This window comes from Rhodococcus sp. GXMU-t2271 (assembly GCF_041414735.1).
Lineage (GTDB): Bacteria > Actinomycetota > Actinomycetes > Mycobacteriales > Mycobacteriaceae > Rhodococcus > Rhodococcus indonesiensis.
Genome location: NZ_JAUIZP010000022.1, coordinates 16,738 through 31,848 on the forward strand (window position 1 = coordinate 16,738; position 15,111 = coordinate 31,848).

Consider the following 15,111-nt stretch of genomic DNA (forward strand, 5'->3'; position numbering starts at 1 on the left):
TGTCCCCTTTGTCGGCGGGCCGGCGGCCCGGTTCTCTCGGGCGTCAGTTGCAGATCTCCCGCAGCTGTTCGATCAGTCGGACCCGGCCGGCGGTGTCCTCCGCGATCGGGGTGACGGTGAGGGTGGTGACGCCGGCTTCGGCGAACGCGGCGACCCGCTCCCGGACGTAGCTCTCGGGGCCGATCAGCGAGACGGCCCGCACGAGGTCGTCCGGCACTGCCGCGGCCGCCTCCTCCTTGCGGCCGGCGAGGTACAGATCCTGGATGGTCTCCGCTTCCTTCGCGTAGCCGTAGCGGACGGCGAGATCGTTGTAGAAGTTCTTCCCCTTCGCACCCATGCCGCCGATGTACAACGCCAGGTGCGGGCGCACGAAGTCGAGGAGGAAGTCGACGTTGTCACCGATGGCGAGCGCGGCGCCGACGTAGACCTGCAGGTCGCCCAGCGAGGGATCGCGCTTGGCCTTGCCCCGCGCGAGGGATTCGCCCCAGACGTCGGCGGCCTTCTCCGGATGGAAGAAGATCGGCTCCCAGCCCTCGGCGATCTCGGCGGTCATCTCGACGTTCTTGGGGCCGATCGCGGCGATCAGGACGGGGATGCGTTCCCGCACCGGGTGGTTGATGAGCTTGAGCGGCTTGCCGAGCCCGGTGCCCTTCTCCGGCGGGAGCGGGATCTGGTAGTACTTGCCCTGGTACTGGACCTTCTCCCGGCGCCAGACCTGACGGCAGATGTCGACGAGTTCCCGGGTGCGGCCGAGGGGCGCGTCGTACTTGACGCCGTGGAATCCCTCGATGACCTGCGGGCCGGAGGCACCGATCCCCAGGACGAAGCGGCCGTCGGAGACGTAGTCCAGGCCCGCGGCGGTCATCGCGGTCAGACTCGGCGTGCGGGTGTAGATCTGGAAGATGCCCGAGGCCAGCTCGAGTCGTTCGGTCTTGGCCGCAAGGTAGCCGAGCTGACTGACCGCATCGAACGAGTACGCCTCCGGCACGAAGATGATGTCGAGGCCGGCCCGTTCCAGATCGGCCACCTCCGCCGCAGTCTCGGCGAAGCCGCCGCTGTAGTTCAGTCCCATCCCGATGCGCATCGGCATACCCCGTGATCCGTTGGTGCGTGCCCGGACGGGCACGCTCGTACCGTTTTCCCGGTACCCTACCGCCGGGGCGCGGCACCGATCCTCAGGACTCGTCGGGGCGCACGACCATCACGGGGCAGTGTGCGTCCCGGATCAGCGAGTTGCTGGTGGACCCGAGCAGCATGCCGGTGAATCCGCCACGTCCGCGGCTGCCGACCACCAGCAGTTGCGCCTTCTCGGACCAGGCGAGCAGGTGAGCGCGCGGCCCGTCGACGTACACTTCGCGGCGCACGTTCACGTCGGGGTAGCGATCGTGGAACCCGGCGAGGCGCTCGGCGAGCAGGGCCTGCTCGGATTCCGCGAACGCGTCGGGATCGATCGAGACCTCCACGGCCTCGTCGAACGTGCCGCGCCGCATGTCGCTCCACACGTGGACCGCGACGAGGTCGACGCCCCGCAGACCCGCCTCCTCGAACGCCGCGCGCACGGCCTTCTCGCTGAGCGTGCTGCCGTCGACCCCGACGACGATGGGCCGGGTGTCGGGCAGGGACTCCGGAGCCTCGCCCCGGACGACGACGACGGGGCACCGACCGTGGCTGGCCACGGCGACCGGGGTGGAGCCGAGCAGGGCCTCGCCCACCCGGCCGGTGCCGGAGGAGCCGAGCACGAGCATGCGCGCGTGAGCGGACAGGTCGATGAGCCAGCGGGCGCTGCCGGTGGCGGCGAGACGGGTGGTGATCTCGAGTGCCGGGGCGACGGTGCGGGCGACCTCCTCGGCCCGTTGCAGCAGCGTCTTGCCCTCGTCCTCGATCCATTCGAAGACCTGTGCGGTCTGGATGAACGGCGCCCCGCTGTACCCGCTGGGGGCGAAGTCCAGAGCGTGCACGATGTGCAGCGGGAGTCCGCGGTCGGCGGCGGTCGCAGCGGCCCACCGGACGGCGTCGTCGGAGGCCGGAGAGCCGTCGATCCCGACCACCACGGTGTTCGACCGCACCGACTCGTCGTGCGCGGGCTCGTGGTGCGTCTTGCTGCCGGGGAACTTCACGTCGGTCACCGCTCTCGTCGCAGGGATCGTCCTCGGGGTCGAGGTTAGCCCGCTCCCCCTGAGGCAGGAATGGTCTTTGGTCCTTCTCCGGGAAGTCCGGAGCCACTGGTCCGGCGGGGTGGATTCGGCCACAATCGTGAGGAGAGGAGGCGCATCATGTCCGGTGGACCGATCCGTGTGACGGATGCCGCGGCCCGCAAGGTCCGCGCGGCGGACGTGATGAGCACGCCGGTACTGGCGGTGACGGTGGACGCCACCTTGGAGCGGGCCGGGGAGGTGCTGGCGCGCAACGGTTTCACCACGCTTCCGGTGGTGGACGAGCACGGCAGCCTGTGCGGTCTGATCACCGAGGAGGCCCTGGCGGGAGCGCATCTGGCGCGGCTGTCGGTGTACGCCGATCTGCCCGAGCCGATCGTGAGCGCGATCCGCCGGCCGCTGACGGTGCGGGCGGTGGCGCTGCCGCCCGTCGCCCTCGACGCGGACGCGGAGTTGTTCGACATCGCGCGGGCGATGCTGCAGATGCGGCTGCGGTCCGTGCCGGTGGTGCGCGACGGCCGGCCGATCGGAATCGTCAGCTGGCGCAATATCCTTCCCCTGCTCGAGCGCTGAAGACCGGGAAGCGATCTGCGTCACATTAAATTGTCATCCGGGATGACAATTATCTAGTCTCGAGTCATGCAACTCACCCAGTTCACCGATCTCGGACTGAGAGTTGTCATGTACCTGGCGGCCACCGCGCCAGACAGCTCCCCCAGCACCAGACGCGTTGCCGAGCAACTGGAGTTGTCGTACGCCCACACCACCAAGGTGGTCGCACGACTGAGCGAACTCGGCGTCGTCACGACGCGCCGCGGCCGCGGCGGCGGACTGGCCATCACCGAGCTCGGCCGGTCCGCCACCGTCGGATGGCTCGCCCGGCAACTCGAAGGCGACGACGAGGTCGTCACCTGCGAGGGCGACAAGCCGTGTCCGCTGCGCGCCGGGTGCAGCCTCCGGGGCGCACTGCGGCGCGCCCAGGAGGCGTTCTACACCACCCTCGACGGTGTCACCGTCGCCGACCTCGCCCGCCCGCCCACCCGCACCGTCCTGCTCGAACTCACCCGCCCCGCCGTCTGACCGCCGGGTTCACAGCCCGTGAACCCGCCCAGCCCGATCGAAACGGAGTCCACGATGCCGCTCTCAGCCGAGTCCAAGGAAGTCGTCCGCGCCACCCTCCCCGCCGTGGGCGCCGCCATCGGCGACATCACCCCCCTGTTCTACAAGAAGATGTTCGCCGCGCACCCCGAACTCGAGCGGAACCTGTTCAACCGCGGCAACCAGAAGCAGGGCGAACAGCAGAAGGCCCTCGCCGGCTCCATCGCCGCGTTCGCGACCCTGCAGCTCGACCCCGATCCCGCCCGGGTCGAGGCCATCCTGTCGCGCATCGCGCACAAGCACGCCTCCCTCGGCATCAAGCCCGACGAGTACTGGATCGTCCACAAGCACCTGTTCGAAGCCATCGTGGAGGTGCTCGGCGAGGCCGTCACCCCCGAGGTCGCCGCGGCCTGGGACGAGCTGTACTGGCTGATGGCCAACACCCTCATCAAGCTCGAGGACGACCTGTACAAGGCCGCAGGCGTCGCACCGGGCGACGTGTGGCGCACCGTCCGGGTCGCCGAGCGCCGGCACCAGTCCGCCGACACCGTCTCGTTCGTCCTGACCTCGCTCGACGGCGCCCCGCTGCCCACTTTCCGCCCGGGCCAGTACCTCTCGGTGGGCGTCGAGCTCCCCGACGGTGCCCGCCAGATCCGCCAGTACAGCCTGACCAATGCGCCGTCGCAGGGGGACTGGCGCATCACCGTCAAGCGGATCCTGGCGACCTCCACCCCCGACGGCACGGTCGCGCCGGCCGGTGAAGTGTCGAACTTCCTGTACGACAACGTCTTCGAGGGTGACGACCTGCAGGTCACCACCCCGTTCGGCGACCTGGTGCTGCCCGACGACGGCGCTCCGCTGCTGCTGGCCTCCGCCGGCATCGGCTGCACCCCGATGATCGGCATGCTCGCGCATCTCGCGGAAACCGGTGATGGACGCAAGGTTTCGGTGCTGCACGCCGACCGCTCCGTCGCCAACCACGCACACCGGCAGGAGCTCGCGACCCTCGTCGAGCGCATCCCGTCCGCCGAGGTGCACCGCTGGTACGAGGATCTCGGCGCCCGCGAACCGCTCGAGACCGTGCGCGTGGGCCGGGCCGACGTGTCCGATCTGCCGCTCGACCCGAACACCAAGGCGTACCTGTGCGGTCCGCTGCCGTTCATGCTCTCGCTGCGCGAGGCCCTGATCGAGCGCAACGTGCCCGCCGAGAACATCCACTACGAGGTGTTCGGCCCGGACAGCTGGGCGCCCACCGCCTGAGTCCCGTCCGACCGTGCCCCGGCCCCGCAGCCGGGGCACGGTCGTCTCCACGATCCGGCGCTAGGCTCGCTCGCATGGACGACGTCGCGGTCCCCGCCCGTGCGGACACGCCCCGCGGTCCCGCCCGGATCGGACTGCTCGTGCTGCTCCTCGTCGCGCTCGCGGCCACGCTGCGGACCCCGGTGGAGCCCGCACCGGCCGACACCGCGCCCACCGAGTTCAGCGCCGCCCGCGCGACGGCGCACGTCGAGGCGGTGTCCTCGCAGCCGCGCCCGCCCGGCTCGGCCGGCCACGCCGCGGCGCGGGACTACCTGGTCGGTGTCCTCGACGGGCTCGGCTGGTCCGTCCGCGTCGACGACGGTGTCGGCTGGTCGGCGGCCGCCGTGCAGGGCACCCAGCGCGGCGGCCGGGTCGCCAACGTGGTCGCCACCCTGCCGGGCACCGACCCCACCGGTTCCGTCGTGCTCGCCGCGCACTACGACACGGTCGCCGGTTCCCCAGGCGCGGGCGACGACGGAATAGGGATCGCCACGGTGCTCGAGGCGGCCCGGGCCCTGTCCGCCGCCCCCCGTCCCCGGAACGACGTGACGGTGCTCGTCACCGACGGCGAGGAACGCGGCCTGCTCGGCGCCGAGGAGTACGCGAGGCGGCAACCGGCCGGCGCGCGGCCGACTGTGGTGCTCAACCACGAGGCCCGCGGGAACGGCGGCGTCCCCGTCACCTTCCGGATCTCCTCCCCCAACGCGGGTCTCGTGGATGTGCTGGCCGACGTGCCCGGCACGACCGCGGACTCGTTCACCCAGACGGCGTTCGAGCTGCTGCCCAACGACACCGACTTCCGTCGCCTCACCGAGGCCGGCCTGCACGCCGCGGACACCGCGGTCGCCGGTGGCGGCGCCTACTATCACAGCCCCCTCGACACCGCGGACCGGCTCGACACCGCGTCGCTGCAGCACATGGGCGACACGACCCTCGCTGCGGCGCAGCGATTCTCGTCCATCGACCTGGCGGAACTCGGTTCCGGCGGCGACGACGTCGTCGTCACCCTGGCCTGGGGACCGGTGCACTACCCCCGCTGGCTCGAGATCGCGCTGACCGCGCTGCTCGCGGTCGCCACCGGGGTTCTCGTGGCCCGGCGGATCCGGGACGGCACCGCCTCGGCGGGCCGTCTCGCGGCATCGGGCGTGATCTCGATCGCCGTGGCGACCGCGGCGGCGGGCGCGGCGTTCGTCCCGTGGTGGCTCGCGCTGCGGATCGCCCCCGGGCAGGCCTCGGCGGTCCTGCGGGAACCGTACCGGCCGGTGCCGTATCAGGTCGCCGCGGTGGCCGCGGCCGTCGCCGTCCTGCTCGCGGCGTACCCGGCGGTGCGCCGCCGCGTCGGCCCTGCCGCGTTCGCGACGGGTGCGCTGCTCGCCGTCACGGTCACCGCCGTGGCCGCACTGCCCTTCCTGGGAGTCGCGACCGTCCTGGTCCTGCCGGCGCTACCGGCCGCGCTCGCCGCGCTCGTCGTGGACCGGCTGCCCGCCGACCAGCGCGGGTGGTGGGTGCCCGTGACGGTTGCCGGGACCGTGCCGGCGGTCGTGGTGCTCGTGCCCGGCGCGGTAGCCTCGTTCGACGCCGGCCTGCTCACCGGAGCGCCGCTCGCGGGGGTGTTCGTCGCGGTGCTGTTCGCGCTGGCGCTGCCGCTCGTCGACGCCGCCGGCGACCCGTCGCAGCTGCGGTTCGCCGCGATCGCCGCCGCGGCGCTCGTGGTGGTGGCCGCGCCGGTCGGGGGCTGGGTCAACCGCGACGGCGCCACCCCGCCCCGGCAGGAACAGCTGCTGTACGCACTGAACGCCGACACCGGCGCCGCCGTGTGGGCCTCGCCGCGCGCCCCCGCGTCGGACTGGAGCCGCGCCCTGCTGACCGAGGCGCCGGCCACCCTGCCGGACGCGTTCCCGTGGCGCAGCGAGACCAGGTTCGCGCACGGCCCGGCACCGGCCGCGCCGCTGCCCGCGCCCGGGCTCGACGTCGTCGCGGACGTCGCCGACGGCGACGAGCGGACGCTGACGCTGCGGCTGACGTCACCGCGCGGGGCGTCGACGGTCGGGCTGTGGGTGGACGAGACGACCGCGGAGGTGCGGGAGGCCACGGTGGCCGGCCGGAACGCCGCACCGGCCGCGCCGTTCGGGTTCCTGTTCTCCGGGACCCCGGCCGAGGGCATCGAGGTGCGGCTGACCGTCGTTCCACGCGCCGGTGCGACCGTGCTGCACGTCGCCGACGTCACCGACGAGTTGACGGTCGTCCCGGGATACCGCGCGCCGGACGACCGGGCCGTGGTCACCCCGGCAGTCGCGGTGACCCGCACCGTCCGGTTGTGATCACACCGCGCCGAGCGGCCACTCGTGAACGGGCTTGCCACTGAGCATGTTCCGGATGTAGTCGCGCATCATTCCGTGGAGGGCGGTGCGCCGGTCGGCGCCGGCGTCCTCCCGTTCGACGACCTGCGCGCGCTGCCACGCCGCACCGGTCTGCCGGTTCAGGCAGCGGCCCTCGATGATGCCCAGGTACCTGTCCCGCGCCTGCTGCGACAGACCGAAGGCGGTCAGCCCCGCGTCCGCCATCGGCAGCAGCCGGCGCAGCACGAGTTCGTCGGCCCCGACCCACCCCAGTCCGGGCCAGTACAGTCGTGCGTCGAGACCGTACTTGGCCCCGATCCCGAGGTTCTCGCGCGCGGCATCGAAGCTCATGAACCGGCACAGCGGCACATCGGCGTCGACGAGGGCCCGCAGCGCCCCGTAGTAGAACGCGGCGTTGGCCATGATGTCGAGCACCGTCGGGCCCGCCGGCAACACCCGGTTCTCGAGCCGCAGGTGCGGGTGGTCGTCGGCGACGTCGTAGACGGGCCGGTTCCAGCGGTAGATGGTGCCGTTGTGCATCTGCAGTTCGCGCAGCGCCGGAGTCCGTCCGGCGTCGAGCTCGGCGAGCGGGTCGACCTCGGAGACCTCGGGAAGCAGTGCCGGAAAGTACCGCGAGTTCTCCTCGAACAGGTCGGTCACCGAGTCGATCCAGCGCTCGCCGAACCACACCCGCGGACGCACCCCCTGGTTCTTCAGCTCCTGGGTGCGGGTGTCGGTGGCCTGCGCGAACAGCGGGATCCGGCTCTCGTGCCACAGCGCCTTGCCCGCGAGGAACGGTGAGTTGGCGGCGAGCGCCACCTGCACCCCCGCCAGGCACTGGGCGGCATTCCAGTGCTCGGCGAAGTCTTCCGGGGCCACCCGCAGATGCAGTTGCAGCGACGTGCACGCCGCCTCCGGCACGACCGAGTTGGCATCGGCCCGCAGCTGTTCGGCGGCGCCGTCACGGCCTGGGAGAGGCACGCCGTCGAGATCGAGTTCGATGTCCTCCCCGCGCGCGGCGAAGATCTGCTCGTTGAGGGCCTCGTAACGCGGATTGGCGGTGATGCGCTCCCGGTCGAGGTGGGCGAGCTCGAGCGTCGGCAGCATGCCGATCATGACGAGCTGGGCGTCCTGCCGGTGCATCCGGGTGTCGGCGCGGCGCAGCGACTCGCGCAGGGAGTTCTCGATGTCGAGGACGGAGTCACCGGCGAACGGCCCGGGATCGACGTTCATCTCGACGTTGAACTGGCCGAGCTCGGTCTGGAACACGGCGTGATCGTCGATCGCCTGCAGCACCTCGAGGTTGCACATGGCCGGTTCCATGTCGTCCTGGACGAGGTTGAACTCGATCTCCATGCCCAGGAGCGGCTCCGGACGTTCGCGCGCATCGGTGAAGGCGCCGTCGCGCAGCATCCGATCGAGGGCGGCCAGGCAGGCCTGCACCTTGGTGCGGAACTCGCGCCGGTCGGCGCGGGTGAAGGAGCGAGCCTTGATCTGCGTGCCCATGGAGCCGTGTCCCTCTCCCCGCTAGGTGATGATTCGTCAGCCTAGCGGCCGAGCGACCACGGGTGGGGGCGAGCGTCAGACGGCGCGGTAGCTGCTCCAGTCGGCGACGACGCCGCGGGTGCTGAGCCAGGCGTTGGGGTCGGTCTTGCCCCCGGCCTGATCCCACACCTCGAAGTGCAGGTGCGGGCCGGTGGACCAGCCCCGGTTGCCGACGGTGGCGATCTGCTGGCCGGCGGTGACCCGCTGGCCGGCGCTGACCTGGTAGGTGTCCACGTGGCCGTAGACGGCGGTGGTGCCGTCGTCGTTGAGGATGCGCACCCACTGGCCGTAGCCGGAGGCGGCGCCGGCGTCGACGACGGTGCCGTCGGCGGCGGACTTGATGGGGGTGCCGATCGGGGCGGCGATGTCGATGCCGCCGTGGTGGCTGCCCCAGCGGGGACCGAACTCCGAGGTGAGCGTGCCCGAGACGGGCTGCACCGTGGCGGGCTTGGCCGGGTTGAGGTTGTTCAGCCAGCCCTGGCCTGCGGCGAACTGGTCGACCAGGGTGCCGAGCTCCGGCGGCAGGGCGGGAGCGGCGGCGTGCTCGTGGCCGTGGTCGTCGGCGGGGGCGGGCGCGCCAGGCAGCTGCGGAAGCTCGAAGCCCTCGGGCAGCAGTCCCTGGGGCACCTCGAACGGCAGGGTGCCGGTCTGAGCGGGGGCGGGTGCGGCACTGGCCGTGCCGGCGGTGAGCTGCGCGCCGACGGCGAAGAAGGCGCCGGTGGCGGCGGCCACGGTTGCGGCCTTCACGGGTGCCGACGGGCCGGTGGGCTCGACGCGGTGCCGGCCGCGGCCGGAGGACGCACCGGGCAGGTCCATCTCGAAGGTGGTCGCCTCGTCGCCTGCCCGCTGGTGCCGTCCCACAGTTGCTACCTCATCCGTCGTCCGTTGCGCGCCGAGTGTGCCCCGGCCGTTTCTGGCGACTCAAAGTAACAAAACGATATAGGGCAGCGCCAGCGTTACGTTTCGGACACCGTCGCCCTGGGTAGGACGGTCGACGCCGCGGTACCGTCGGCGACCGTCGCGCGTTTCCGGCCTCGCGAACAGCGGAAACCCGCCCTCCCGTTCGGCCGGGACGGCGCGCACGCCGACCGGACCCGGACGCGGCGTCGCGCGTCCGGACCACCGTCGGCGGACGACTCCGGTTATGTGATTGTGATCACAGCGGTGCGCCTGTCGAGTCAGCCGACATACGCGAGGGGCGCGTCGGGGACATAGTCGACGCACGAGAGCAACGGCGTGGGCGAGGGGCTGAGATAGCCGGTGTCGAATGCCTGGATGCGCTGCTCGACGGTGCCGTGAGTGCGCTCCGGCCCCTTGTCCTCACCGACCGCGGCGAACGCCCGTCCCAGGGACGCCAGGTCGGCCTGCTCGATCGTGACGCCGAGGTCGCGCTCGGAGTACGCGACGAAGGCGCCCGAGCCACAGTCGGCCTGGTTCTCGTACGGGATGGCGCTGTTGGGTTCTGCCGGATCGGGCTGCGGCAGCGCCAGCATCGTCTGGAAGTGATGCGTCACCTCATGGCTCAGCACCGCAGCGACGGCGATCTCCCCGTAGCCGTTCACCAGTTCCGCCGCCGCCTTCTCGCCGATGTAGAGGCTGCGGTCGGCCGCGCAGTACATCAGCGAGTTCTCGTTGTATGCGCAGCCGGGCGCCGCCTCCCCCGACGTCCCCGCAGCCACCGCGTAGTAGGCGGTCGGATGCGGCATGTCCGTGTAGGTGGCATCGATCCACGACTCGATCGAGGGAAGGAAGCACTGCACATACGGTCCCATCATCTCCGTCGTGTACTGCCCGGTGCTCTCGGCAGAGAACGGGCACTCCGCCGTGGGTGAAAGCTGTTGCAGTGCAGCCTCGTCCTCCGCGGCGGCCGGAGCGACGGCACCGAGGGCGGGCACCGCGGCGGCAACGGCCACGGCGGCGAGACGGATCGTGCGCGAAACGGAACGAGGCATGAGCACTCCCGGGGGACGAGGATTCGGCTTGCGGATCCACCCTCCGGCGTGCGGGGGCCTCGTTCCAGGACTCTTCGGGCTGCACCCGTCACCCCGAGGGGGACGTTTCCCACCCCCGGGAGCACTGGCCACACCTCCGCCGGGATGCCGCCCCGCTGCCGCCGCCAGGATGCGCCCGACCGCAGCCGGATGCGCCCGACCGAATGTCACATGGGTTCGATTGGATCGACGGCATGTGACATTCGGTCAGGCGGAGCGGCCGGATGCGACCACTGCGCCGCTGGTCTGCGACCGTTGCACACCGGCACCACGATCCCGGCTACACTCACACCGCGCATCGAATCGAACCGGTTCACCGCGCGCCGCCCTCGTAGCTCAGGGGATAGAGCACGGCTCTCCTAAAGCCGGTGTCGCAGGTTCGAATCCTGCCGGGGGCACACGAGAACACCGGCCGAGTTCTGCTGTCGGCGCTCGCTCAGTCGACCTTCGCTTCGGAGGCGACGTCGAGCCGCAGGTACGACCGGACGCCGAACAGGCGGTGCATCCTTCTCGATGCCGGTGACAGATGCGGTTCCGCTTCGGCCGCGGGCACGATCACGGGAGCGACGACGTCGTAGCGCTCGCCGTCCTGCTCGAGGATGCAGCCTCCACCGGCCAGGACGTTGCGGCACCAGTCGACGTCGGTGCCGTAGGGCAGATGGATGAAGAACGACTGTCCGGCTCGTTCCGCCCATACCGGGGTGACGTATGCCTTCCCGGAGCTGCGACCCACGTGGTGCACCGCGGTGACCGTCGCCCCTCCCCTCTTCAGGATCACCGGGTTGAGGACGAACTTGTTGTACCGGCGCACGGCATTCAGGGCGGGCTTCCAGCGCGAGCGCCACACGGCGACACGTACCACGGTGAAGACCGTGTCGACCACGAGCACCGTGCCGTCGTACACCCGTTCCGCCACTCGCCGGAGCACGGCCCGGTCGGTCACAGCCCTGCCCTCGTCGTTCATGGGGAATCTCGGCCCGGCGCACTGCGTGGCGCCGAGCGGCGGTCGGTGTCCGGTCCGTCCGCGGAGTTCGCCCACCGGAGGAACCTCGCTGCGAGGTCGGCACGGAGTTCCGCGAGGAGATCGCCGTCCCGAGCGGGGTCCAGTTGCTCGACAGTGTCCAGGTACGCCCGTACCGTCACGGATTCGTCGCCGCGAAGGCTTGCGAACCACCGCTCCACCGGGCCGGGCGGAGCGGGAACCGGACGGGGTACCACCACGTACTTCTCGAAGACGTTCCGGAACCGCTCCCAGCATTCCTGATCCTGCTGCAGCAGGTACCACGGCCACTCGACGACCCGCCCCCGGAGGCACACCCTCGTCGAGGGGCCGTACTCGAGCGGATTCCACTGAGGCGGACGCGTGAACACAACCTGCAGGTCCACACAGTCCTGGTCGCTGCCGGGCGTGCTCGTCAACGAAATGGTGTGCAGGTTCCTACCGTCCCCGGGACACCGGTACCGGATCGTCGGCGCTCCCTGACAGGGCGCGTAGTAGCCTGCCGGCACGATCGCCGCGCCGTTGACGATCCAGCCGATCGACAGATTCTCGGGGTCGTGCTCGAAGGAGATCAGCACGGTTTCGGAGAAATCGATCTGCCGGCCGACCCACACCCCGTGACGGCAGAGCGACGGCGTCTTCGTGTAGTCCTCGATCGCGAGATGCCGTCCGGTTTCCGAGCGTTCCCGGGTCTTCTCCACGAGCGGGTAGGTCATTGCTCCCCCTCTCGGCCGACTCGACTCCACGGTAGATCGAAGAGCAGGCCGGGGAGGCGGTTTCCTGCCGCAGAGCGGATCGCTATCTGCTCATTCGGACGACTCGTATGCCGCCTGTTCCGCTGCCACGGCCTCGGCGACGTACGCTTCGGCGGCGGCGCTGTCCACCTCGAGACCGCCGAGAACCCCGCCGCCGTTCTCGTGGTCGAGCAAGGCGAGGAGGATGTGCTCGGTGCCGATGTAGTTGTGCCCGAGCCGCAGCGCCTGCCGGAAGGTCAGTTCCAGTACTTTCCGGGCGCGCGCGTCGTAGGGGATCAGGTCGGGCACGTCCCCGGTGGCCGGCGGCAGCGCCTCCCCCACGGCACGACGGACCGCCTCCGGCGACACGTGCTGTGCGAGGAGCGCACGCATCGCGAGGGCACCGGGCTCGCTCAGCAGACCGAGTACGAGGTGTTCCGGGACGATCTCGGCATTACCGGCCGCCCGAGCCTCGTTCTGTGCCGCCATGACGACGTTCCGGGCACTTTCGGTGAATCGGCTGAAGCCCTGCTCGGGATCGAGATCTGCGGAACCCTTTGCTACGAAACGCTTCTGGGCTGCCTGCTTCGAAACACCCATACTGCGGCCGATGTCGGTCCAGGACGCGCCGGAGCGACGGGCCTGGTCGACGAAGTGGCCGATCAGGTGGTCGGCGACCTCTCCGAGATGCTCGGCGGCGAGGACCGCGTCGGCCAGTTGTTCCAGGGCGTCGGAGTGGACCTTCTTGATGGCATCGATGAGGTCGTCCAGCCGCACGGGATTGCTCATGGGGATCGGATTCGTCATGCGTCAACCTTAGGTTGACGCATGACTCTCGTCAACGTTCGGTTGACGATGACCCCAGTGTGGCTCGTGCGCGCGCCGACTCCGGGTACCGTCGTCGCATGGACTCCGATGTCCGCACCGGCTCCGATCGCCGCCCGCGGCGCGAGCCCCTCATCGCGCCCAGCCTGGCCTCCGGCGATCTGGCGCGCCTCGCGGACGAGGCACGGATCGTGACCGGTGGATCCGACCGCGGAGCCGACTGGCTGCACGTCGACGTGATGGACGGACACTTCGTCCCCAACATCACCTTCGGGCTGCCGGTCGTGCGATCCCTCGCCCGGCACACGTCGCTGCCACTCGACTGTCACCTGATGATCGAGGATCCCGACCGATGGGCAGTCGACTACGCGGAGGCCGGCGCGTACAACGTCTCCGTGCACGTCGAGGCGACGGGCGACCCGATCGCTCTCGCCGGCCGGCTACGAGCCGCCGGTGCCCGCGCCGGTCTCGCGTTCGCACCACACATCCCGCTCGAACCGCACCTCGGCACGCTCGCGCACTTCGACACGCTCCTGGTGATGAGCGTGCCGCCGGGCTTCAACGGTCAGCGGTTCATTCCCGAGATGCTCCACAAGGTGCGCGTGGCGCGACGCCTGGTCGATGCAGGAGAACTCGACGTGCTCATCGAGGTCGACGGTGGAGTGAACCTCGGCACCATCGGGGCTGCCGCGGCGGCCGGTGCCGACTGCTTCGTGGCCGGCACCGCCGTCTACGGGACGAACGACCCGGCGCGCGCGGTACGCCTCCTGCGCGCGAAGGCCCGGGCGGCATACGAAGGCGGTTGACACACGCGGGCGCCGAGAGAGATCTCGGCGCCCGTCTCGACGTGGCTCAGCTGCCCAGTGCGTCGATCGCCGCCTGCAGCCGTCGCGCGGCCTCGTCGGCGACCGGCTGCAACTCGGGATCCTCGGCCACCTGCACCATCAACTGGGGATTCATGGCTTCGACATGCACCGTGCCGGAGTCCTCCGGATCACGACGGACGACGACGTTGCACGGCAGCAGCAGCCCGATCTGCCGGTTGGCGGACACCGCCTGGTGTGCGAGCGGCGGGTTGCACGCCCCGAGAATGACGTACGGCTCCATGTCGACGTCGATCTTGGTCTTCAGGGTGGCCTGCATGTCGATCTCGGTGAGCACCCCGAAGCCCTGCTCCTTCAGCGCCTCACGAGTGCGCTCGACGACGTCGTCGAGCGGGGCGCGCAGCGTGGTGGCGAGGGCGAGTGTCATAACGCTCCTTCGTGATTCGCTGATGTCAGGCGAGCGCGAGGAAGAGCTTCTCGAGTTCCTCCTCGGTCAGCTTGTCGACGCAGGTGTCGTCCTGCTCGTCGAGGACGCACTGCCGCAACCGGGTGGCGACGATCTTGAAGCCGGCGCGATCCAGGGCACGCGAGACGGCTGCGAGCTGGGTGACCACCTCGCGGCACTCGCGCCCGTTCTCGATCATGGAGATGACCCCGGCGAGCTGGCCCTGAGCCCGGCGCAGCCGGTTGAGGACCTGGGTGGTGGATTCTGCGGCATTCACGGTGTTAACTGTCATGGTCGGCCCCTTCATACTGAAGATGAACCCATCATACCCCGTGGGGTATTCCCCTGCCCATCGTCCGACTCGGCACCGCTTCCCGGATCTCGGGGCACTCGATCCTGCGTCGCCGTCAGCGGCGACCGCTCCCGACCATCCGTTCCCCGGACCGGCACCCGGCGGCGGACCGCACGTCGACGAGGACCGCCCCGGCGGCGGGCAGCTCGCGTGCGCGACGGACGTCGACCGTCTCGGGTAGGCTCATCGGGTGCCGCCCTGCTCGACCGGGTGACCGGCCTGCAACCAGCCCTTGGTGCCGCCGGCAACCGAGACCGCAGGCCGTCCGGACGCGGACACGATGTCCGCGCCGCGCAGGCTGCGGTTACCGGAGGCGCAGACGACGTAGACGAGGTCGGTTCCCGGGATCTCGGCGAGGCGGGGCCCCAGTTCGCCGAGCGGAATCCACTGGGCGCCGGGCACGTGTGCCTGCTCGTACTCGTAGTCCTCGCGCACGTCGACCACGGTCGCGCCGGACTTCCACGCGTCGGCGAATGCGGCGATGTCGATTTCCCTCATTGTCCACT

Annotated in this window: 17 protein-coding genes and 1 tRNA gene; 6 read left to right on the forward strand and 12 right to left on the reverse strand. The window is 70.6% G+C overall.

Annotated elements, in window-relative coordinates; translation table 11 throughout:
- Positions 1-43: 43 nt before the first annotated feature.
- Positions 44-1,084 (reverse strand): LLM class F420-dependent oxidoreductase, encoded by a 1,041-nt coding sequence (locus QYS60_RS07810; protein WP_054373078.1) that lies wholly within the window; start codon positions 1,082-1,084, stop codon positions 44-46.
- Between the two features lie 91 nt (positions 1,085-1,175).
- Positions 1,176-2,126: a universal stress protein gene (locus QYS60_RS07815; RefSeq protein WP_371382850.1), complete on the reverse strand. Its 951-nt coding sequence runs from the start codon at positions 2,124-2,126 to the stop codon at positions 1,176-1,178.
- Between the two features lie 147 nt (positions 2,127-2,273).
- Between QYS60_RS07815 and QYS60_RS07820 the strand changes: the two genes are divergently transcribed.
- The 4 genes from QYS60_RS07820 (at position 2,274) to QYS60_RS07835 (ending at position 6,871) form a co-directional block, all read left to right on the forward strand.
- Positions 2,274-2,726, forward strand: a complete 453-nt coding sequence (locus QYS60_RS07820) for an HPP family protein (RefSeq protein WP_003937727.1) — start codon at positions 2,274-2,276, stop codon at positions 2,724-2,726.
- 66 nt (positions 2,727-2,792) lie between these two features.
- Positions 2,793-3,233: an Rrf2 family transcriptional regulator gene (locus tag QYS60_RS07825; RefSeq protein ID WP_371382851.1), complete on the forward strand. Its 441-nt coding sequence runs from the start codon at positions 2,793-2,795 to the stop codon at positions 3,231-3,233.
- A gap of 54 nt (positions 3,234-3,287) precedes the next feature.
- On the forward strand, positions 3,288-4,511 hold the full coding sequence (locus QYS60_RS07830; RefSeq protein WP_371382852.1) for a globin domain-containing protein: 1,224 nt from the start codon (positions 3,288-3,290) through the stop codon (positions 4,509-4,511).
- Positions 4,512-4,585: 74 nt separating this feature from the next.
- A complete protein-coding gene (locus QYS60_RS07835) occupies positions 4,586-6,871 on the forward strand; it encodes a M28 family peptidase (RefSeq protein WP_371382853.1) in 2,286 nt (761 codons plus the stop codon).
- Here the strand turns inward: QYS60_RS07835 and QYS60_RS07840 are convergent, their stop codons facing one another.
- The 3 genes from QYS60_RS07840 to QYS60_RS07850 form a co-directional block, all read right to left on the reverse strand.
- Entirely contained in the window at positions 6,872-8,395 is a 1,524-nt protein-coding gene (locus QYS60_RS07840) for a glutamate-cysteine ligase family protein (RefSeq protein WP_371382854.1), read from the reverse strand.
- A 75-nt stretch (positions 8,396-8,470) separates the two neighbouring features.
- Positions 8,471-9,295, reverse strand: coding sequence for a M23 family metallopeptidase (locus tag QYS60_RS07845; protein ID WP_289377676.1), 825 nt, complete (start codon positions 9,293-9,295; stop codon positions 8,471-8,473).
- Between the two features lie 317 nt (positions 9,296-9,612).
- Complete coding sequence (locus QYS60_RS07850; protein WP_235157268.1) at positions 9,613-10,386, reverse strand: neutral zinc metallopeptidase; 774 nt, start codon at positions 10,384-10,386, stop codon at positions 9,613-9,615.
- A 364-nt stretch (positions 10,387-10,750) separates the two neighbouring features.
- Between QYS60_RS07850 and QYS60_RS07855 the strand changes: the two genes are divergently transcribed.
- Positions 10,751-10,823 (forward strand) — tRNA-Arg (locus QYS60_RS07855).
- Between the two features lie 38 nt (positions 10,824-10,861).
- Here QYS60_RS07855 and QYS60_RS07860 read toward each other — a convergent pair.
- From QYS60_RS07860 to QYS60_RS07870, 3 genes are all read right to left on the reverse strand, one after another.
- Positions 10,862-11,368, reverse strand: coding sequence for a nitroreductase family deazaflavin-dependent oxidoreductase (locus QYS60_RS07860; protein ID WP_371382855.1), 507 nt, complete (start codon positions 11,366-11,368; stop codon positions 10,862-10,864).
- 17 nt (positions 11,369-11,385) lie between these two features.
- Positions 11,386-12,141, reverse strand: a complete 756-nt coding sequence (locus QYS60_RS07865; RefSeq protein WP_371382856.1) for a hypothetical protein — start codon at positions 12,139-12,141, stop codon at positions 11,386-11,388.
- Positions 12,142-12,231: 90 nt separating this feature from the next.
- Positions 12,232-12,966: a Clp protease N-terminal domain-containing protein gene (locus QYS60_RS07870; RefSeq protein ID WP_289377679.1), complete on the reverse strand. Its 735-nt coding sequence runs from the start codon at positions 12,964-12,966 to the stop codon at positions 12,232-12,234.
- Between the two features lie 98 nt (positions 12,967-13,064).
- Between QYS60_RS07870 and rpe the strand changes: the two genes are divergently transcribed.
- A complete protein-coding gene (rpe, locus tag QYS60_RS07875; RefSeq protein WP_003936325.1) occupies positions 13,065-13,790 on the forward strand; it encodes a ribulose-phosphate 3-epimerase in 726 nt (241 codons plus the stop codon).
- Between the two features lie 46 nt (positions 13,791-13,836).
- Here rpe and QYS60_RS07880 read toward each other — a convergent pair whose 3' ends face one another.
- The 4 genes from QYS60_RS07880 to QYS60_RS07895 all read right to left on the reverse strand — a co-directional run bounded on the left by QYS60_RS07880 (position 13,837) and on the right by QYS60_RS07895 (position 15,103).
- Positions 13,837-14,235 carry a DUF302 domain-containing protein gene (locus QYS60_RS07880; RefSeq protein ID WP_003936326.1) on the reverse strand — a complete coding sequence of 133 codons (399 nt, stop codon included), beginning with the start codon at positions 14,233-14,235 and terminating at the stop codon, positions 13,837-13,839.
- Positions 14,236-14,260: 25 nt separating this feature from the next.
- Positions 14,261-14,545 (reverse strand): metal-sensitive transcriptional regulator, encoded by a 285-nt coding sequence (locus tag QYS60_RS07885; protein ID WP_037201469.1) that lies wholly within the window; start codon positions 14,543-14,545, stop codon positions 14,261-14,263.
- 115 nt (positions 14,546-14,660) lie between these two features.
- Positions 14,661-14,792: a hypothetical protein gene (locus tag QYS60_RS07890; protein WP_289377682.1), complete on the reverse strand. Its 132-nt coding sequence runs from the start codon at positions 14,790-14,792 to the stop codon at positions 14,661-14,663.
- Positions 14,789-15,103 (reverse strand): rhodanese-like domain-containing protein, encoded by a 315-nt coding sequence (locus QYS60_RS07895; protein WP_289377683.1) that lies wholly within the window; start codon positions 15,101-15,103, stop codon positions 14,789-14,791. The genes QYS60_RS07890 and QYS60_RS07895 overlap by 4 nt, the downstream gene beginning before the upstream one ends.
- Positions 15,104-15,111 lie beyond the last annotated feature (8 nt).

Coding starts and splice junctions, on each gene's coding strand:
- QYS60_RS07880 (WP_003936326.1), bottom strand. CDS start 14,235: ATGACACTCGCCCTCGCCACCACGCTGCGCGCCCCGCTCGACGACGTC.
- QYS60_RS07895 (WP_289377683.1), bottom strand. CDS start 15,103: ATGAGGGAAATCGACATCGCCGCATTCGCCGACGCGTGGAAGTCCGGC.
- QYS60_RS07825 (WP_371382851.1), top strand. CDS start 2,793: ATGCAACTCACCCAGTTCACCGATCTCGGACTGAGAGTTGTCATGTAC.
- QYS60_RS07810 (WP_054373078.1), bottom strand. CDS start 1,084: ATGCGCATCGGGATGGGACTGAACTACAGCGGCGGCTTCGCCGAGACT.
- QYS60_RS07850 (WP_235157268.1), bottom strand. CDS start 10,386: ATGCCTCGTTCCGTTTCGCGCACGATCCGTCTCGCCGCCGTGGCCGTT.
- QYS60_RS07865 (WP_371382856.1), bottom strand. CDS start 12,141: ATGACCTACCCGCTCGTGGAGAAGACCCGGGAACGCTCGGAAACCGGA.
- QYS60_RS07835 (WP_371382853.1), top strand. CDS start 4,586: ATGGACGACGTCGCGGTCCCCGCCCGTGCGGACACGCCCCGCGGTCCC.
- QYS60_RS07885 (WP_037201469.1), bottom strand. CDS start 14,545: ATGACAGTTAACACCGTGAATGCCGCAGAATCCACCACCCAGGTCCTC.
- QYS60_RS07830 (WP_371382852.1), top strand. CDS start 3,288: ATGCCGCTCTCAGCCGAGTCCAAGGAAGTCGTCCGCGCCACCCTCCCC.
- QYS60_RS07870 (WP_289377679.1), bottom strand. CDS start 12,966: ATGACGAATCCGATCCCCATGAGCAATCCCGTGCGGCTGGACGACCTC.
- QYS60_RS07820 (WP_003937727.1), top strand. CDS start 2,274: ATGTCCGGTGGACCGATCCGTGTGACGGATGCCGCGGCCCGCAAGGTC.
- rpe (WP_003936325.1), top strand. CDS start 13,065: ATGGACTCCGATGTCCGCACCGGCTCCGATCGCCGCCCGCGGCGCGAG.
- QYS60_RS07890 (WP_289377682.1), bottom strand. CDS start 14,792: ATGAGCCTACCCGAGACGGTCGACGTCCGTCGCGCACGCGAGCTGCCC.
- QYS60_RS07840 (WP_371382854.1), bottom strand. CDS start 8,395: ATGGGCACGCAGATCAAGGCTCGCTCCTTCACCCGCGCCGACCGGCGC.